Annotated in this window: 17 protein-coding genes; 9 read left to right on the top strand and 8 right to left on the bottom strand. The window is 73.4% G+C overall.

Going from position 1 to position 16,731, the window contains the following annotated elements; translation table 11 throughout:
- Positions 1 to 17: 17 nt before the first annotated feature.
- Positions 18 to 1,583: an FAD-binding oxidoreductase gene (locus HAV40_RS18345; RefSeq protein WP_166382860.1), complete on the bottom strand. Its 1,566-nt coding sequence runs from the start codon at positions 1,581 to 1,583 to the stop codon at positions 18 to 20.
- A 96-nt stretch (positions 1,584 to 1,679) separates the two neighbouring features.
- Positions 1,680 to 3,203, bottom strand: coding sequence for a glycerol-3-phosphate dehydrogenase/oxidase (locus HAV40_RS18350; protein WP_166382861.1), 1,524 nt, complete (start codon positions 3,201 to 3,203; stop codon positions 1,680 to 1,682).
- Positions 3,204 to 3,259: 56 nt separating this feature from the next.
- On the opposite strand from HAV40_RS18350, the gene HAV40_RS18355 reads away from it, so the two are divergent.
- Both HAV40_RS18355 and HAV40_RS18360 read left to right on the top strand, forming a co-directional pair.
- Positions 3,260 to 4,888, top strand: coding sequence for an FAD-binding oxidoreductase (locus HAV40_RS18355; protein WP_166383165.1), 1,629 nt, complete (start codon positions 3,260 to 3,262; stop codon positions 4,886 to 4,888).
- Positions 4,888 to 5,760 carry a diacylglycerol/lipid kinase family protein gene (locus tag HAV40_RS18360; RefSeq protein WP_166382862.1) on the top strand — a complete coding sequence of 291 codons (873 nt, stop codon included), beginning with the start codon at positions 4,888 to 4,890 and terminating at the stop codon, positions 5,758 to 5,760. The genes HAV40_RS18355 and HAV40_RS18360 overlap by 1 nt, the downstream gene beginning before the upstream one ends.
- An 11-nt stretch (positions 5,761 to 5,771) precedes the next feature.
- Here the strand turns inward: HAV40_RS18360 and HAV40_RS18365 are convergent, their stop codons facing one another.
- Entirely contained in the window at positions 5,772 to 6,350 is a 579-nt protein-coding gene (locus HAV40_RS18365; RefSeq protein ID WP_166383167.1) for a TetR/AcrR family transcriptional regulator, read from the bottom strand.
- A 141-nt stretch (positions 6,351 to 6,491) separates the two neighbouring features.
- Here HAV40_RS18365 and HAV40_RS18370 point away from each other — a divergent pair, with 141 nt between their 5' ends.
- Both HAV40_RS18370 and HAV40_RS18375 read left to right on the top strand, forming a co-directional pair.
- Positions 6,492 to 6,950, top strand: a complete 459-nt coding sequence (locus HAV40_RS18370) for a hypothetical protein (RefSeq protein WP_166382863.1) — start codon at positions 6,492 to 6,494, stop codon at positions 6,948 to 6,950.
- A 116-nt stretch (positions 6,951 to 7,066) separates the two neighbouring features.
- Positions 7,067 to 8,161 carry a hypothetical protein gene (locus tag HAV40_RS18375; RefSeq protein ID WP_166382864.1) on the top strand — a complete coding sequence of 365 codons (1,095 nt, stop codon included), beginning with the start codon at positions 7,067 to 7,069 and terminating at the stop codon, positions 8,159 to 8,161.
- A 61-nt stretch (positions 8,162 to 8,222) separates the two neighbouring features.
- On the opposite strand, the gene HAV40_RS18380 is transcribed toward HAV40_RS18375, so the two are convergent.
- Together HAV40_RS18380 and HAV40_RS18385 are read right to left on the bottom strand one after the other, a co-directional pair.
- Positions 8,223 to 8,378, bottom strand: a complete 156-nt coding sequence (locus HAV40_RS18380; protein ID WP_166382865.1) for a DUF6131 family protein — start codon at positions 8,376 to 8,378, stop codon at positions 8,223 to 8,225.
- A gap of 90 nt (positions 8,379 to 8,468) precedes the next feature.
- A complete protein-coding gene (locus HAV40_RS18385) occupies positions 8,469 to 8,870 on the bottom strand; it encodes a hypothetical protein (protein WP_166382866.1) in 402 nt (133 codons plus the stop codon).
- Between the two features lie 130 nt (positions 8,871 to 9,000).
- Between HAV40_RS18385 and HAV40_RS18390 the strand changes: the two genes are divergently transcribed.
- Complete coding sequence (locus HAV40_RS18390; RefSeq protein WP_166382867.1) at positions 9,001 to 9,183, top strand: hypothetical protein; 183 nt, start codon at positions 9,001 to 9,003, stop codon at positions 9,181 to 9,183.
- A gap of 106 nt (positions 9,184 to 9,289) precedes the next feature.
- Here HAV40_RS18390 and HAV40_RS18395 read toward each other — a convergent pair whose 3' ends face one another.
- Positions 9,290 to 9,496 carry a CsbD family protein gene (locus HAV40_RS18395; RefSeq protein ID WP_166382868.1) on the bottom strand — a complete coding sequence of 69 codons (207 nt, stop codon included), beginning with the start codon at positions 9,494 to 9,496 and terminating at the stop codon, positions 9,290 to 9,292.
- 156 nt (positions 9,497 to 9,652) lie between these two features.
- On the opposite strand from HAV40_RS18395, the gene HAV40_RS18400 reads away from it, so the two are divergent.
- Positions 9,653 to 10,849, top strand: a complete 1,197-nt coding sequence (locus HAV40_RS18400) for an LCP family protein (protein ID WP_166382869.1) — start codon at positions 9,653 to 9,655, stop codon at positions 10,847 to 10,849.
- 3 nt (positions 10,850 to 10,852) lie between these two features.
- On the opposite strand, the gene HAV40_RS18405 is transcribed toward HAV40_RS18400, so the two are convergent.
- On the bottom strand, positions 10,853 to 13,678 hold the full coding sequence (locus tag HAV40_RS18405) for an ATP-binding protein (protein ID WP_166382870.1): 2,826 nt from the start codon (positions 13,676 to 13,678) through the stop codon (positions 10,853 to 10,855).
- Between the two features lie 147 nt (positions 13,679 to 13,825).
- Here HAV40_RS18405 and HAV40_RS18410 point away from each other — a divergent pair, with 147 nt between their 5' ends.
- Both HAV40_RS18410 and HAV40_RS18415 read left to right on the top strand, forming a co-directional pair.
- The gene (locus HAV40_RS18410; RefSeq protein WP_239085980.1) at positions 13,826 to 14,134 is read left to right on the top strand and encodes a hypothetical protein; all 309 of its coding nucleotides are present in this window, start codon (positions 13,826 to 13,828) and stop codon (positions 14,132 to 14,134) included.
- Positions 14,128 to 14,412: a hypothetical protein gene (locus HAV40_RS18415; RefSeq protein ID WP_166382871.1), complete on the top strand. Its 285-nt coding sequence runs from the start codon at positions 14,128 to 14,130 to the stop codon at positions 14,410 to 14,412. The genes HAV40_RS18410 and HAV40_RS18415 overlap by 7 nt, the downstream gene beginning before the upstream one ends.
- A 21-nt stretch (positions 14,413 to 14,433) precedes the next feature.
- Here the strand turns inward: HAV40_RS18415 and HAV40_RS18420 are convergent, their stop codons facing one another.
- Positions 14,434 to 15,132: a hypothetical protein gene (locus HAV40_RS18420; protein WP_166382872.1), complete on the bottom strand. Its 699-nt coding sequence runs from the start codon at positions 15,130 to 15,132 to the stop codon at positions 14,434 to 14,436.
- Between the two features lie 158 nt (positions 15,133 to 15,290).
- On the opposite strand from HAV40_RS18420, the gene HAV40_RS18425 reads away from it, so the two are divergent.
- A complete protein-coding gene (locus HAV40_RS18425; protein WP_166382873.1) occupies positions 15,291 to 16,670 on the top strand; it encodes an FAD-binding oxidoreductase in 1,380 nt (459 codons plus the stop codon).
- The last annotated feature ends 61 nt before the right edge of the window (positions 16,671 to 16,731 follow it).

The raw sequence follows: 16,731 nt of genomic DNA on the forward strand, positions 1-16,731 counted from the left end.
GCTTCTTCATGCCCGGATCAGGGCAGCACCACGCCGGGGTTGAGTACGCCCGCCGGGTCCACAGCGGACTTCGCGGCCCGCAGCGCCAGCGCGAACGGCTCCGGCCGCTGCCGGGTGTACCAGGGCAGATGGTCGCGCCCCACGGCGTGGTGATGGGTGATGGTGCCGCCATGCGCGGCGATGGCGTCACCGGCCGCCTGCTTGAGCGCGTCCCAGATCGCCACCTCGCCGCCGCGCCGCCCGGCCGCGTACACCGTGAAGTAGGGCGCGGGGCCGTCCGGGTACACGTGGGTGAACCGGCAGGTGACCAGCGCCGGGCTGCCCGTCTCGGCCTCGCCCGCCGACGCGGCGGCTGTCACGACCGCCGCGTGCAGCGCCTCGAACGCGGCCCAGGTGCACGCGGTCTCGAACGTCTCCACCACCACCCCGAGCCGGGCCAGGCCGTCGCGCAGGTACGGCGCGCCGACGAAGGTGTCGCGCCAGCGGCCGGTGGTGTCCCGCGCCGTGTCCTCCTCGGTGCCGCCGTGCTCGCGGCACAGCTGCACGGCCCGCGCGAGCAGCGCGTCGACCGGGTGGTCGGCGGACTCGAAGCCGAGCAGCAGCCTGCTCGACCCGTCGGCGGCCGCCGCGCCGAGCATCGCTTCGAGCGGGTCGAGCAGGCGGCAGTTCGCCGGTCGCAGCCCCGACTGGGCGACCGCCCGGACGGCGTGCACGGCGTCGGCGTACACGCTGAATCGCAGTGCGGTGCCGGCGCGGAACGACGGGCGCTGCTGGACGCGGGCCCAGCCCTCGGTGATGACGCCGAGCGTGCCCTCGGAGCCGAGCCAGAAGCGGTCCGGCGACGGGCCCGCGCCGGAGGCGGGCACCCGCAGCGACTGCGCGACCCCGGCCGGGGTCACCACGCGCATCGACTCGACCAGGTCGTCGATGTGGGTGTACCCGGTGGCGTAGTGCCCGCCGGCGCGGGTGGCCAGCCAGCCGCCGAACGTCGAGAACGCGAAGCTCTGCGGGAAGTGCCGCAGGGTCAGGCCGTACGGGCGCAGCGCGTCTTCCAGGTCGGGGCCGAACGTGCCGCCCCGGATCAGCGCGGCCCGGCTGACCTCGTCGACCTCGACCACGCCGGACAGGCCGGTCAGGTCCAGGGACAGCCACGGGCCGCCGCCGCGATACTCGACGCCGCCGACGACGCTGGTGCCGCCGCCGAACGGCACCACCGGCACCCCCGCGTCCGACGCCCAGTCGAGCACCGCGATCACGGCCGCCTCGTCCTGCGGATACGCGACCAGGTCAGGCGGGTTGTCCAGCACGCCGTGCAGCAGCCGGACCACGTCGCGGTACGCCCGGCCGTACGCGTGGGCCGCCCGGGACCGCGCGTCGTCCCGGCACAGCGCGGCGATCGCCGCCGGTGGCCGCAGCCGCGACGGCGGCAGTTCCGGCACGGCGGGCACCGGGGTCAGCTCGCCGTCCAGCGGCAGGAACGGGCCGACCCGCCGGGCCAGCTTCGCGCAGCCCTCGGCGTCCACCGCCTCGTCCGCCCAGCCCCAGCCCCACCACGACCGCTCCCGGCCGGTTGCTTCACTCATACCGTCTCCGCTCGAATCGTCGCTGCTCAACGTGTCGGATGGACAGGAAGGGCACCTTGTTAACGCATATGCGTCAACAAGGTGCCCTTCCTTCGTCTAACTGGCGAGGATGCGCTCGGCCGTGGGCAGGGCGGCGGCGCGGTGCTCGGGGACCAGGCCCAGCCGGGTACGCCGGTCGAGCAGGTCGTCGACCGTCAGCGCGCCTTCGTGACGTACCGCCCACAGCAGCTCGGCCCCGGTCACCGGGCTGCCCGGCGCGACCGGGACGTGCAGCTCGGGCGGGGCCTGGGCCAGCACCTCGGCAGCCTCGACGCCGTAGCGCGCGGTCAGGCGGGCCGGGGCGGGCACCCGGGCCAGCACCTCGCGCGACGCCGCGCCGGGCAGCGGCAGGTCACGGGTCCGGCACGGCCCGGCGTACACGCCCCGCCGCGCGGCCAGCAGGTCCACGGTGTCCTGCGCCATCCGCCGGTACGTGGTCAGTTTGCCGCCGACCACGGTCACCACGCCGTCGCGGCCCTGCACGACGGCGTGCCGCCGGGAGATGTCGGCCGTCCGCCCGGACCGCGCTCGCGCACCCGCCATCAGCGGCCGCAGGCCCGCGAACGCGCCGAGCACGTCGGTGCGGCGCACCGGTGTCTCCAGGGCCGAGTTGAGCACGTCGAGCAGGAAGTCCACGTCGGACTCGGGCACCTCGGGCACGTCCGGCACGGGGCCGTCCACCGGTTCGTCGGTCAGCCCGACGTACACCAGGCCGTCGGCCTGCGGCAGCACGATCACGAAGCGGGACAGCTCGCCGGGCACCGGGATGGTCAGCCCCGCCCACAGCCCGCCGAGCAGCGCCGACGGCAGCACCAGATGGGTGCCGCGCGACGGCCGGAGAACGATCTCGGGGGCGAGCTGCCCGGCCCAGACCCCGGTCGCGTTGACGACCGCGCGGGCCCGCACCGTGTGCGGTGTCCCGGTGAGCGTGTCCACCACGGCGGCCGTGTCGCCGGTCAGCGCGGTGGCGCGGCAGCGGGTCAGCACCTTCGCGCCCGCCCCGGCCGCCGCGCGGGCCAGCCCGGTCACCAGCCGCGCGTCGTCGCAGAGCTGTCCGTCCCAGGACAGCCGCGCCCCGCGCAGCCCGGCCGGGCGCAGCGCCGGGATCATGCCCCGCGCCTCGGCCGCCGACAGCGAGCGCACCCCGGGCAGGATCGCCCGCCGGGTGCCCGCCGCCGCGCGCAGCAGGTCGCCCGCGCGCAGGCCCGCCCCGGCCAGCCCGACCGTCAGCGGCGCGGTGTACGCGGTGGCCGGTAACACCATCGCCAGCGCCCGGGTCAGGTGCGGGGCGGTGCGGGCCATCAGCGTGCCGCGTTCGACCGCGCTCTCGTACGCCACCCCGACCTCGCCCTTGGCCAGGTAGCGCAGCCCGCCGTGGACCAGTTTGGAACTCCACCGGGATGTGCCGAAGGCCAGGTCGTGCGCGTCGATCGCGGCGACGGAGAGCCCGCGCGTGGCCGCGTCCAGCGCGACCCCGGCCCCGGTCACGCCGAGCCCGACGACCAGCACGTCCACCACTTCGCCGGCCAGTTCGGCGAGCTCGCGCGCCCGGCGCGCCGCGGTGAGAGAGGTGTCCGACACGGTCTCCTCCTTGCGCCGAAGTGACAGCAGATGTAACTCTGTCACACATGGATGCGATGCGGGAAGAGCGGCGCGCGGGCTGGGCGCGCTGGGGCACACCGGAGCACGCGAAGCCGCTGCCCGAAGCCGTGGCGGGACTGCTCAAACAGGTCTTCGAGGTCACGCCGCCGGTTGCCCCGGTCGCCCCGGAGGCCGTCGCCGTGCCGGTGTCCCCGCTGTCCGATCAGGCGTTGGCCGCGCTGGCCGAGGTCGTCGGCGCGGAGCAGGTCAGCACCGGGATCGCCGAGCGGGCCGTGCACGCGACGGGCAAGTCCACGCCCGACCTGTTCCACCAGCGCTCGGGCGAGCTGCCCGCACTGCCGTCCGCCGTCGTCGCCCCGGCCGACCACGACCAGGTGCTCGCGCTCCTCGCCACCTGCGTCGACCACGGGCTGGCGGTGGTCCCCTTCGGCGGCGGCACCTCGGTCGTCGGCGGCCTCACCCCGCAGCTCGGCAAGCCCGCACCGCACCCCATCGGCACTCCGGCGACCGACGGGACCGCGACGGAGCAGGCCGCCGTCGGCGCGTACATCAGCCTCGACCTGCGCCGACTCGACCGGCTGGTCGCGGTCGACCCCGTGTCGCGCACCGCGGTGCTGCAGGCCGGGCTGCCCGCGCCGCGTGCCGACGCGCTGCTGGCCGAGCACGGGTTCACCCTGGGCCACGTCCCGCAGTCGTACGAGTACGCCACCATCGGCGGCTTCGCCGCCACCCGCTCGTCCGGACAGGCCTCGGCGGGCTACGGACGCTTCGACGACATGGTCGTCGGGATGACCGTGGCCACCCCGCGCGGCACGATCGCCACCGGCCGTGCCCCCGCGTCGTCGGCCGGACCCGACCTGCGCCGCCTGTTCCTCGGCTCGGAGGGCGCGTTCGGCGTGATCACCGACGTGACCGTACGGGTCCGCCCGCTCGCCGCCGAACGGCGCTACGAAGGCTGGCGGTTCGCGTCCTTCGCCGACGGTGCCGCGGCGGCGCGGCGGCTGGCCCAGGACGGTCCGCGGCCGACCGTGCTGCGGCTGTCCGACGAGGTCGAGACCATGCTCGGCGCGACCGGCCGGGGACGCGGCGACGGCGGCTGCCTGATGGTCGTCGGCCACGAGGGCGCGTCGGTCGGCCACGCCGCCGCGCAGACCGCCGCGGTGCTGCGCGAATGCGGCGGGCAGGAGCTGGGCACGGAGCCGGGCGAGCAGTGGGCCGCGCACCGGTTCGACGCGCCGTACCTGCGTGACGCGCTGATCGACGCGGGCGCGTTCGCCGAGACGCTGGAGACCGCCGCGTTCTGGTCGGCGCTGCCCGGCCTGTACGAGGCCGTGCGCGAAGCGCTGTTCGCGGCGCTGCCCGTGCCGTCGATGGTGCTGTGCCACGTCTCGCACGTGTACGAGACCGGGGCCTCCCTCTACTTCACCGTCGTCACCGCGTACGCCGACGAGCCGGTGGCGCGCTGGCAGCGGGCCAAGGCGGCGGCCAGCGACGCGATCATCGCGGCGGGCGGGACCATCAGCCACCACCACGGCGTCGGCACCGAGCACCGCGACTGGTTCGCCCAGGAGGTCGGGCCGCTCGGCGTCGACGTGCTGCGCGCCGTCAAACGTGAACTCGACCCGGCCGGGGTGCTGAACCCGGGCATCCTCGTCGAGTCCTGATGGACAGGTCGTTCACGGCCGTGGTCGGACCCGCCGCGCGGCGTGGGCTGGCCCGGCTGATGCCGGTCGCGCAACTGCTGCGCGCGGGCGGGGCGCGGGTGCGCGTCGAGTACACCGGCAGTGTCGGGCAGGCCCGCGAGGTCGCCCGGCGCTGCGCCGTCGACGGTGAGATCGCGCTGGCCGCCGGGGGTGACGGCACGCTGCGCTGCCTCGGCGCGGCACTGGCGGGCACCGGCGGCGTGCTCGGCGTGGTGCCCGCCGGGCGGGGCAACGACCTGGCCCGTCAGCTCGGCCTGCCGAACCGCCCCGAGGACGTCGCGGACCTGCTGCTGCACGGGTTGCCACGACACGTCGACGTGCTCGACGCGGGCGGCGAGACCGTGCTCGGCAGCGTGTACGCCGGGGTCGACGCCGCCGCGAACGAGCGCGCCAACCGTGCCCGGTTCACCCCGGCCGGACTGGTATACCCGCTGGCCGGGGCACGTGCGCTGGTAGGCTGGCGGCCCACGGTCTACCGGCTCACCGTCGACGGCCGTGAACTGTCGACGCGGGCGTACTCGGTGGTGGTGGCCAACTCCGGCTACTACGGCGGCGGCCTGCACGTCGCGCCCGGCGCGGCCGTCGACGACGGCCTGCTCGACGTGGTCGTGCTCGGCGAGGTGTCCAAGTCGCTGTTCCCGCTGATCCTGCGCGAGATGCGCACCGGCACCCACGTACGCCGCCCCCAGGTCACCGTCCTACGTGGCACCACGGTCACCGTCTCCACCGACCGCCCCGTCCCCGCCTACGCCGACGGCGACCCCCTCACCACCCTCGGCACCCTGTCCATCCACGTCCTGCCCGCCGCACTTACCCTCCTCGCCCCACCCTGACCGCCGCGTGGCTACCGGCTCTGCCCGGCGGGGGAGAGGTAGCGGTCGAGGAGCAGGGTCAGTTCCTCGTCGAAGTCGGACGGGGCGTGGCCGTCGGACACCGTGGCCACGGACAGGACGAACGACTGCGCCGTCAGCAGGACCGCGCGGGCCAGCCGGGCCGGGTCCCCGGTGCGGATCGAGCCCTCGGTCTGTCCCGCCGCGATCATCTCGACCAGGAAGCCGAGCATCTCCTCCTGCCCGGCCCCGCGCCGGTCCAGCATGTACGGCAGCAGGATCTCCGGGTCCACTTCCAGGATCTTGCGCAGCAGCGGGTGGGTGCGCAGCGTCGCCGCGGCGGCCACGGACTGGGCCACCAGCCGGGAGCGCAGCGGCCCGTCGGCGGCGGCGGCCTGCCGCGCCGCGTCCACGATCACGCGGTGCCACTCGCGGCTCATCAGGTCGGCGACCAGGCTCTGCACGTCGGGCCAGCGGCGGTACACCGACATTCGGGACACCCCGGCCCGGCGTGCCACGTCCGTCACCGTCGTACGGCGCACCCCGTAGGCCAGCACGCAGTCGCGGGCGGCGTCGAGCACGAGATCGGCCATCCGCCGTCCGCCCGGCTCCTCCTCAGCGTCCACCGGCCCATGTGTACCACGCGCGGCTACCGCGATCCGCCGCGCGGTGTCACAGTGGTACCCGGCCCGCGCGGCAGCGCAGGCCTCCCGCCGTACCCCCTGGGAGCCCGCATGACCACCGAGCCGCAGCCGCCGGTCGACGACACCGTCGCCGAGCCCGCCCCGGAGCCCCGGCCCACGAGGCCCGCCCGCGCCTGGCGCCGCCCGCCGGGGGGAATGCTGGCCGGGTTGCTGATCGCCTTCGTGCTCGGCGGCCTGGTCTGCGGTGGACTCGGTCTGGCGGTCGGCCTGGTGGCGGGGCATCACCACGGCAACCACCGTTTCGACCGCGACGACCGCGACGACCGCGGACCGTGGGGCGGGCTGCGCGATCGCGACGACCGTCCGCGTCCCCAGCGGCTGCGCGACCAGGACCGCCAGCAACGGCTGCAGGACCGGCTGCGCAGGCACGACCTGGACGGTCAGCCGATGCCGTGGCCGTTCCCGCTGAACCCGCCGCCCGGTGGCGGCATGCCGCTGCCCGCGCCCACCGCGCCCGCCGCCCCCGCGTCGCCGACCGTCGCTCCCTGAGCTGCCCGGATCACCGCCTGCGCCGTCCGGGGCCGTTGTCACGGGACGGCGAGCGGTGATCGACGGCGATATCCTGTGTCCCGCCACGGGGTCGGCTCGGCAGGATGGGGATCCACATGGTCAGCACCGCACCCGAACAGGCCGCCACGGCGGCCGGTCCTGACCGGCCGGTGACGTCCTACCGCACCGACCTGGTGACGGTGCTGCTGGGCACCTGGTTCACCATCGGCCTGATGGTCGACGCGTGGGCGCACAACAACGTGCCCGAACTGGAGACGTTCTTCACGCCGTGGCACGCGGTGTTCTACTGGGGATTCATCGTGACCGCGGGCTGGATCCTGTGGACGTGCCGGGCCGCGTTCCGCGGTGGTCGGCTGCCCGACCTGCGGGCCATGCCGGCCGGTTACCCGGCGGCGGTGCTGGCGATCGGCGGGTTCGCCCTGGCAGGCCTCGGTGACATGCTCTGGCACGTGGTTTTCGGGGTCGAGCAGACCATCGACATCCTGTTCAGCCCCACCCATCTGGGCCTGGTCACCGCGATGATGGTCATCGTGACGACGCCGCTGCGCACGGCGTGGGCGCGGCGCACCGACCCGGCGCGCGGGCTGGCGGGGCTGCTCCCGGCGGTGCTGTCCATCGCCCTGGGCGCGACGCTGGTGCTGCTGTTCCTGCAGTACGCCAACGCGCTGGTGTACACCCCGGGCCGGATCATGATGGCGCTGACCAACATCGACGAGCGGCTCAGCTCCGACATGGCGACCTCGATCCTGGTCACCAACCTGGTGCTGATCCTGCCGCTGCTGGCGCTGGCCCGGCGCTGGGCGCTGCCGCCCGGCAGCGTCACCGTGGTGTACGCGGTGATCGGCGCGCTCTGTGCCGCGATCACCGGTGGCGGCAATCTCGAACTCATCGGCGGCCTGCTGGTCGCCGGGGTGCTCACCGACCTGGCCGTGCTGTGGCTGCGCCCCTCGCCTACCCGCCCCCGCGCGCTGTGGGCGGTGGCCGCCCTGGCCGGGCTGTTCACCTGGTCGGTGTACCTGGCGATCGGCGCCCTGTTCACGCCGCAGCTCGTCGACCACGAGGGCGCGGCCGTCACGAGCCAGGCGCTGCCCGAGCTGTACACCGGTATCCCGGTGGTGCAGGCACTCGCCGGGCTGCTGATCGCGGTCGTGCTGACCGCGTCGGCCCGCCCGGCGGCCGTGCCGGAGTAGCGCGCACAGGCAGCGAAAAGGGGCGCCCGATCGGGCGCCCCTTTTCACGTCGAAGATCCTGTCACCAATAATGCCGTCGTCCACCGACGGGACGGCCCACCGCGCCCAGGATCCACAGGATCGCGCCGACGATCAGCAGGATCAGGCCGATCGTCCAGAGAATGCTGATGTGGAGGAAATACCCCAGCAGCAACAGAATCAGGCCTAGAACGAGCACTTCAATCTCCCCACTCGAGGAACATTCCCCAACAGCGATCAGGTACCCGGCACCTGGCGGGCCTAAACCGACGACCACACGGCGCGGTGATCACACAGCGGCGGTCCCGACCGGCTGCTGGGCGAGCTCCTGCGCGAGCTGCCGAGCCACCCGCCCGTGCATCGCGACGGCGCGCAGCCGCAGCAGCGCCACCTGGGTGACGACTTCGGACATCGGGCCGGGCCGGTGCGCCCAGAACGTGCTCAGCAGGGGCTGGGTCAGGTCGGCCAGGGCGCTGGGGTCGTGATCGGGCGGCAGCGCGTCCACGGACTGCCGGGTGACGGCGATGGCCCGGTCCAGGCCCGCCTGCCAGGCCGGTCCGACCCGGCCGGTGCCCGGGTACGCCGGGTCGTTGCGCCAGGCCTGCCAGCGGTCGAGCAGAGTGATCAGCTCGGCGCGCAGGTCCGCCCGCTCCTCATTGCTCGCCGTGATGAGCTGTTCACTGACTGTCATGTCAACAGATCATAGGGTCGCGACGGGCTCGCGGCGGGCACAACACGGGATGTCGCCGAGATGATCAGGATACACCCGGCATCCTCCGCGAAGGCGTTTGTGCAGGCCGTGGCGCGGGTACGCACTCGTCATGACCGATCACAGCCCGGAGGAGTACGAGCCGATCGAGCCCGCCGGAGGCACCGGCCTGGAGCACACCCGGGACGAGTCGCACCGTGACGAGCAGCGTCGGCAGGAGGACACCGAGCGTCTCAGCGAGGAGCGCACCGACCCACGCAACCCGTCCGAGCCCTTCTCGGGTTCCGAGCACTGAGGACCGGTGGCCGGTACGGCGCGGTAGATCCGGCGCCAGCACCCGACGAGAGGCGCCGCCCCGGCCGGGGCGGCGCCTCTCGTGTCGGCAACGTCGACGTCCGTCGTCAGCGGCGCAGCGCGTCCTTGGCCGCGTCCTTGGCGTCGCCCATGGCGTCCTTGGCCTTCTCGCCGACCTTCTTCGTCTTCGCCGAGGCCTGGTCCATCTTGCCCTCGGCTTCCAGGCTCTCGTTGTCGGTCATCTTGCCGGTGGTCTCTTTGGCCTTGCCCTTGACGTTCTCGGCCTCGTTGCTGATCTTGTCCGAGATACCCATGTCCACTCCTTCGAGACAGCGGATGCCTCCACTCCCCGTACCCGGAACGGATCCCGCGAAACCTCCCGAGGTGGGTGAATAGGACTAAACATGCGAAACACTACTTAACGACTGGTATGGTCCTTCGCCAGGAGACCCCCCGGCACGGAGAGACTGATGACCCCGCTCGAGAGCCCCCGCGGCCTGCCCGACATCCCCCCGCTCCGCACCCGCCGGCGGCGGCTGCCCGTGTGGGCGGTGCTGATGCTCGGCATGATGGTGCTCGTGCTGGCGCTCGGCTTCGGCGGCGCGCTGGTCACCCAGTCCTACCTGCACAGCCTGACCAGTGCGGTGGAGACCGGCTCGGTGCTGGAGGGCGAGGCGCGCAAGGAGCCGACCGTCGAGGGACGTGACCTGCGCGGCGCGATCGACCTGCTGCTGCTGGGCCTGGACACCCGGGACGGCTGGGTCGAGGGCAGCGGGCGGGCCGACACGATCATCATGTTGCACGTGCCCGCCGGGCACGACCGGGCCTACCTGATGTCCATCCCGCGCGACGCCCTGGTGCAGATCCCGGCGTATCCGAAGGCGAACTTCTACGGCGCCCGGACCAGGGCCAACGCCGCCTACACGTACGGCTCGCGCAACGGGCAGGGCTGGCAGGGTGGGGCGGCGCTGACCGCGAACATGGTGCACGCGCTGACCGGGCTGAAGTTCGACGGCGTCGCGGTCGTCGACTTCGACGCGTTCAAGAACGTGGTCGACGAGCTGGACGGCGTACACCTGTGCGTCGACCACGAGACCCGCTCGGACCACTTCGTCGTCGTCGACGGCAAGCCGCAGTACGCCTATGGCAAGAAGTCCGGGGTGTTCCTGCCCAACAGCTACGTGCACCACGTCGGCTGCCGCGACATGGAAGGCTGGGAGGCGCTGGACTTCGTGCGCCAGCGCAAGAGCGGCCCGTACGGCGACTACGACCGGCAGCGCCACCAGCAGCAGCTGCTGAAGGCGGTCGGCGACAAGGTGGCCTCGGCCGGGATCATCACCAACCCGATCAAGATTAATTCTCTGCTCAAGGCCGCCGGGAGCACCCTGAAGCTCGACACCGGCCACGCCGACCTGTTCGACTACATCTGGACGCTGCGCGGGCTGTCCACCACCGACCTGGTCATGCTCAAGACCAACAACGGCATGTACAACCGGGCGAAGGTCAAGGGCACCCAGGCGCTCAGCCCGCAGACCCTGCTGATGTTCCAGGCGGCCGCCGACGGCACGCTCGACGAGTACGTCGCGGCCCACCCCGAGTCCGTCATCGACGACGCCTCGGACCTGGAACCGCCCATGGACAGCCCGGCTTCGGCCAACCGGCGGTGACCGCTAGCCGCCCGCCCGGACCGCGGTGCGCTCGGCGGCCAGCACCGCCAGTTCGACCCGTGAGCTGAGTTGCAACTTGGCCAGGATGCTGGACACGTGCGACTGCACAGTGCGCCGGGACAGGAACATCTGCGCGGCCACATCGGGGTTGGACAGGCCCCCGGCCACCAGCGCGGCGACGCGCCGCTCGGTCTCGGTGAGCGCGTCCCAGCCGTGCTTGGGGCGCTTGCGCGGGCCGCGCACCCCCCGGCGTACGCCCACCGCCCGCAGCCGTGCCTCCGCGCGGGCGATGTCGGCGGTCGCCTCCAGCGCCCCGTACAGCTCCAGTGCCCGGTCCAGGGTTTGCCGGGCCAGGGCCGGGCGGTCCCGCCGGGCCAGCGCCTCAGCGGCGTTCTCGTAGGCGTTGCCCTCGTAGAGCGGCCAGCCCGCCTCGTGGTAGTCCACGGCGGCGGCCAGCAGCAGGTCGGGGTCGTCGTCGGCCAGCCCGTGGCACAGCTTCGCGGTCGCCGTGAGGCTCGGGTGGGTCTGCTGGGCGACCAGCTCGTCCATCTCCCGGGCCAGTGCACGGGCCTGTTCGCGGTCACCGGCGGCGACCGCGAACCGGGCCAGGTCGGCGCACACCCGGTACACCAGCCGCCGCGGCTCCAGACCGTGCGCCTTCTCCCAGGCCGGGTACAGCAGCGCGAAGGCGGCCGCCGGGCCCTGCTGGGACTCCACGCACAGCGCCCGCGCCCAGCGGCTGAAGTGGTGCTGGTACGACGCGCCCGTGCCGGTGGGCGGGTCGACGGCCGCGCCGCGGTGCACCGCGATCAGGTCCGCCATGCCGCGTAGCCGTACCGCGCTGCCGAGCAGGTCCGGCAGCTCGATCCCGGTCTCGATCTCGACCAGCGCGTCGTCCCAGCGCCCGTCCAGGAACAGCAGCCGGGCCCGCAGCGTGTGCGCGATCGGCAGGTACGCCCCGCCGGACTCCCGGTTCGCGGCGACCGCCGCCGACAGCGCCCGGTCGGCCTCGGCCAGCCGGTCCAGCTCCAGCAGGCACATCCCGCGCAACGTGTACGGGTCCACCTGCAGGTCCGGCCGCACCCCCTCGGTCAGCACGGCGAAGGCCCGGTCGGCGGCGGCCAGCGCCTGCTCCATCTCGCCGTCCACGGCCAGCGTCATGGCCAGCGCGTAGTCGCCGATGCCGATGCAGCGCGCGTCGCCGCTCGCCGCACCGGCCCGCACCGCCTGGCCGGCCGCTGCCCGCGCCTCGTCGAAGCGGCCCAGGAAGAACAGGCAGATGGCCGCGAAACCGTGGAAGCGGCCGCGTTCACCCTCGCTCAACCCGGCCGCCCCGCTACCCTCGGCCAGCGCCCCTTGGATCACCTCCAGTGACTCGCGCAGACGCCCCCGGCGGTAGCAGGTCTGCGCGAGCAGCCAGCGCACGTCGCCATCGCCGCCAGGGTCGTCGCCTGCGGCGACGGCCGCGCGGGCCACCCGCTCCGCCTCGGCGTGCTCGCCCCGCCAGAGCAGCGCCCGGATCAGCTGCAGGCGCAGCCTGCTCGCCTGCGGTGGCGGCGCGTGCGGCAGGGTCCGCCGCAGCAGGTCCACCGCCAGCGCGGGGGCGCGCGCGGTCAGCGTGTCGGCCACCTCGATCAGCCAGCGTGCCGTGCGCTCGTCGACGCCGTCGCCCGCCGCCAGGTGTTCGGCGATGCGCTCCACCTCCGACCCGTCCGTGCCGAGCTGCTGCGCCGCCCGCGCGTGCAGCGCGGCCCGCGCCGAGGGCGGCACCCGCGCGGCGAGCGCCTCCCGGATGAGCGGCTGCCGGAACTCCAGCCGGGTGCCGGTGTCGGCGAGGATGCCCGCCTCGACCGCGCTGGCGGCGACGTCGGCCAGCTCGGCCAGTGGCCGCCCCAGCGCCCGTGACAGCTCGGTCAGGTCGACGGTGCGCCCGAACACCGCGGCGGTCTGCAGCGCGTCGCGTACGCCGGGCGGCAGGGAGCCGAGCCGGTGCAGGATCACCTCGGCCAGCGGCGGCGGGACCCAGCCCCCGGCCAGCTCGTCGGTGTCCCACACCAGTTCGGTGCGGCCGTCCCGGTCGCCGAGCGCGCCCTCGTCGGCCAGCTCGGCCAGCAGTTCGGTGACGTACATCGGGTTGCCGCCGGCGGTGGCCAGCAGCCGCCGCAGCCGGGGCCCGGCGTCCGCGTCGAGCAGGTCGTGGGCGAGCGTGTCGATCTCGCTCGGCGGCAGCGGCGCCAGCTCGATGACCTGCCCGCCGCGGGCGACGAGGCTGCGTTCGAGCGCGTCGACCGGTCCGGCCCGTGGTGCCGAGCGGGTGGCCACGACCAGGAGCATCGGCTGCTGGTCGATGCCGCGGCCGAGCCGGTGCGTCACGACGAGGCTCTGCGGGTCGGCCCACTGCGCGTCGTCGAGCAGCATCGCGACCGGTCCCTGCGCGAACCACTCGTCGAACAGGTCGAGGATCGCCTCGGTGATGACGAAGTCGTGGTTGACGGCGGCGAGGGTCTGCGTGAAGGCCTGCTCGCCGCGCAGCAGCCCGGAGACGCGGGCCAGCTCCGGGTCGGTCGTCGCCGCGCCGATGCCCAGGCAGTTGGCGATCGCCGCGAACGGCAGCTGCTGCTCCAGGTCCTCGGCGACGCCGGTGAGCAGTCGCATGCCCAGGCTCGCGCAGTCCGTGGCGACCCGGTCCAGCAGCGACGTCTTGCCGATGCCGGGCTCGCCCTCGACCAGGACGGCGACGCCGTGTCCGGCCACCGCCTGCCGGGCGAGCGCCCGCAGCCGGTCCGTCTCGCCCTGTCGGCCCACGAAAACCGGAGAGACCGGCCCCATGAGCAGAGCCTAGTGAGCGCGACGTGTCCCACGTCCGGGAAGCCCGGATCACCGTTATAAAGGAAAGTTTCACGAACGGCGCGATTCTTGTGCAGAAACTACAGTCCTGATAGCTTGGCGCGATCACGTCAAGTGAAGAGGGTGGATATGCGAATCGCCACGAGGATCCTCGCGTCCCTGGTGGTCATGGGTGCGCTCGCCACCGCGAGCCCGGCCCAGGCCGTCGTCGTGCCCCGGCACGCGATCAACGTCTGCCAGAGCGCCAGCTTCTACGACAACTACGACTCGGCGTCCGGCCCGCACGGGCTCAAGCGGGTGCTGGAGTACGGCAACAAGATCGGTCACACCCCGGGCGCGCATCCGGTCTACAACGGCTGGGCGGCGACCTTCGACTTCGGGCCCAACGACTGGGGCTTCATCCGGATCGAGTGCATCGGAGGGTACGACTCATGGTGAACAGGACCCTGCGTGCCGCCGCCGCGGTCGTGACCGGGCTGGCCCTGCTGGCCGTGCCGTCCGCGGCGCAGGCGGCCAACGGCACCGTCGGGGTGCGGGAGACCGTGTGCGCCGACTCGCTGTTCGTGCGCACCGAACCGCTCGGCGCGTGGATGGGCACGCTCTATGCCGGACAGACCTTCCAGGTCAAGGGCCCGAAGCAGGGCGGCTACGTCTACGGCTTCGCCTACGGCCACGTCAACCGCAACGGCTGGGTGCAGGACGGCTGGTTCTGCTGACGCGGGCCGTGCCGACCCGCGTCACGCCCTGGCGGTCAGGTCGCCGGGGCGTGACGCGCCCGTGTGGTGCACCCGCAGGGTGAGCAGCACCGCGAGCAGCAGCACCCAGATCGGGAAGATCAGCGCGAACCGGGTCTGCAGGGTCGCCCCGAACAGCAGCAGCAGTCCCAGCGGGTAGCTCAGCCAGACGAACCAGGACGGCAGCACCTTGGTGGACCGGCCGATCCCGGCCGTGGTCATCACGAAGATGGCCGCCATGCGGGAGTCCAGCATGACCGCCAGCATCCGGCCGAACTGCGGGAAGGCGCGGGCGCTCTGCGGGTCGACCGGGCCGTCGCCGAGCGCGGCCACCGCCGCGTCCACGCTGAACGCCGCCCCCGCGACCAGCAGCAGTGCCGCGTACACGATGCCCGCGACGAGCTGCAGGTTGGAGAAGAGGAAGTGCTCGGGATGCCCGTGCTCGGCGACCCACATGCGCAGGGCGACGGTGAACCATACGAACGCGATCGCCGACAGCGGCAGCAGGTAGATGCCGACGGTCAGCACGGTGCGGCCCTGCCCGCCGCTGTAGTAGGCGATCACCGCGCTGTCCGGTGATCCCGGCTTGGGCGCGTCGTGCATCAGCCAGAACGACACCAGCGCCAGCACGGAGTGGACCACGCCCATCGCCGTGGCCAGGTACGCCGCCCGGCGACGCGGGCTCGTGCCGACTGCTGCCATGCCCCACCCCTGGTCACCGACTTTCCCAGCCGTATCGCGCGGATGTGGCAAGAAGGTGCTTTTCGTGATGGCCTGTCCCCGCGCTGACTAGGCTGAGCTGCGGATCCCGGCGTGCCGGTCCGAACCGGTCCTGCCGTGCGACTGCGGGGGGAGTGCTGATGACGGTCATCGGTGACACAGCGGTGGCCGATCTGCGGGCGGGCTTCGCCGGATCGGTGCTCGGACCGTCGGACGCGGCGTACGCCGACGCGCGGGCCCTGTTCAATTCGATGATCACCAAGCGGCCGAGCGTGATCGCCCAGTGCGCCACCGGGGCCGACGTCTCCCGCGCGATCGAGTTCGGGCGCGAGCAGGGCCTGGAGATCGCGGTGCGCGGTGGCGGGCACGGGGTCGCGGGCACCGCCTCGACCGACGGCGGCGTTGTCATCGACCTGCGCCGGATGAACCAGGCCACGGTCGACCCGCGGCGGCGCACCGTACGCATCGGCGGCGGCGCGACGATGAGTCACCTTGACCGGGCCACTCAGCCGTTCGACCTGGCCACCACCGGCGGACGGGTGTCCACCACCGGCGTCGGCGGCTTCACACTCGGCGGCGGCTCCGGCTGGCTGGAGCGCAAGTTCGGGCTGGCCTGCGACAACCTGCTGGCCGCCGAACTGATCACCGCCGACGGCAACACCGTCGTGGCCAGCGAGGAGAGCCACCCGGACCTGTTCTGGGCGCTGCACGGCGGCGGCGGCAACTTCGGCGTCGTCACCTCGCTGACGCTGCGCCTGCACCCCCTGCCGACCGCCTCGGTGGCGCTGCTGCTGTGGCCGCCGGAGGCGGGCCCCGAGGTGACCCGGGCCTACCGGGACTTCATGGAGAACGCGCCGCCCGAGGTCGGCGGCGGCGTCATCTACCTGACCGGTCCCGCCGAGCCGTTCACGCCAGCGCACCTGGTCGGCAGGCTGACCTGCGCCATGCTGATCACGTACGCCGGTGACCTGGCGCGGGCGCGCAGCGTGGTCGGGCGGCTGCTGAAACTCGGCCACCAGGGTGAGCTGATCGCCGAGGTGCCCTACGCCGAGCTGCAGGCGATGTTCGACGACCCGCCCGGCTACCGCAACTACTGGTCCGCCGAGCACCTGGACACGCTGCCGGACCGGGCCGTCGACCTGTTCTGCGCGCGGGCCTACGACATGGTCGTCCCGTCCCCGTCCCAGCACGTGCTCTTCCCGTACGGCGGCGCGGTCGCCGACGGCCCGACCGGCTTCCCGGTCCCGTGGCGGCGCGCCCCCTGGGTCGTGCACCCGCTGGGCCTGTGGACCGACGACGCCGACGACGAGCGCGCCGTGCGCTGGGCGCGCGACCTGCGCGCCGACGTCAAGCCGTGGTCCACCGGCGCGGTCTACAGCAACTTCATCGGCCAGGAGGGCCAGGAACGCGTGGTCGCCGGCTACGGCCTCGACAACTACCGCCGCCTGTCCCGCGTCAAAGCCGCCTACGACCCCGACAACACCTTCCACCTCAACCCCAACATCCGCCCCGAACGCTGAGAGGAACTGCCGTTTCGACGCACCTTTGCGGCACCATGTCGGGGTGACCGCGCCGCCCTCG

The sequence above is a fragment of the Catellatospora methionotrophica genome (assembly GCF_011297335.1).
In the GTDB taxonomy this organism is placed as follows: Bacteria; Actinomycetota; Actinomycetes; order Mycobacteriales; family Micromonosporaceae; genus Catellatospora; species Catellatospora methionotrophica.

What these genes read in the sequence shown, in the direction of transcription:
- HAV40_RS18420 (WP_166382872.1), bottom strand. Translation starts at nt 15,132, where the DNA reads ATGGCAGCAGTCGGCACGAGCCCGCGTCGCCGGGCGGCGTACCTGGCC.
- HAV40_RS18360 (WP_166382862.1), top strand. Translation starts at nt 4,888, where the DNA reads ATGGACAGGTCGTTCACGGCCGTGGTCGGACCCGCCGCGCGGCGTGGG.
- HAV40_RS18400 (WP_166382869.1), top strand. Translation starts at nt 9,653, where the DNA reads ATGACCCCGCTCGAGAGCCCCCGCGGCCTGCCCGACATCCCCCCGCTC.
- HAV40_RS18425 (WP_166382873.1), top strand. Translation starts at nt 15,291, where the DNA reads ATGACGGTCATCGGTGACACAGCGGTGGCCGATCTGCGGGCGGGCTTC.
- HAV40_RS18365 (WP_166383167.1), bottom strand. Translation starts at nt 6,350, where the DNA reads ATGGCCGATCTCGTGCTCGACGCCGCCCGCGACTGCGTGCTGGCCTAC.
- HAV40_RS18395 (WP_166382868.1), bottom strand. Translation starts at nt 9,496, where the DNA reads ATGGGTATCTCGGACAAGATCAGCAACGAGGCCGAGAACGTCAAGGGC.
- HAV40_RS18390 (WP_166382867.1), top strand. Translation starts at nt 9,001, where the DNA reads ATGACCGATCACAGCCCGGAGGAGTACGAGCCGATCGAGCCCGCCGGA.
- HAV40_RS18405 (WP_166382870.1), bottom strand. Translation starts at nt 13,678, where the DNA reads ATGGGGCCGGTCTCTCCGGTTTTCGTGGGCCGACAGGGCGAGACGGAC.
- HAV40_RS18410 (WP_239085980.1), top strand. Translation starts at nt 13,826, where the DNA reads ATGCGAATCGCCACGAGGATCCTCGCGTCCCTGGTGGTCATGGGTGCG.
- HAV40_RS18385 (WP_166382866.1), bottom strand. Translation starts at nt 8,870, where the DNA reads ATGACAGTCAGTGAACAGCTCATCACGGCGAGCAATGAGGAGCGGGCG.
- HAV40_RS18415 (WP_166382871.1), top strand. Translation starts at nt 14,128, where the DNA reads ATGGTGAACAGGACCCTGCGTGCCGCCGCCGCGGTCGTGACCGGGCTG.
- HAV40_RS18375 (WP_166382864.1), top strand. Translation starts at nt 7,067, where the DNA reads ATGGTCAGCACCGCACCCGAACAGGCCGCCACGGCGGCCGGTCCTGAC.
- HAV40_RS18355 (WP_166383165.1), top strand. Translation starts at nt 3,260, where the DNA reads ATGCGGGAAGAGCGGCGCGCGGGCTGGGCGCGCTGGGGCACACCGGAG.
- HAV40_RS18345 (WP_166382860.1), bottom strand. Translation starts at nt 1,583, where the DNA reads ATGAGTGAAGCAACCGGCCGGGAGCGGTCGTGGTGGGGCTGGGGCTGG.
- HAV40_RS18370 (WP_166382863.1), top strand. Translation starts at nt 6,492, where the DNA reads ATGACCACCGAGCCGCAGCCGCCGGTCGACGACACCGTCGCCGAGCCC.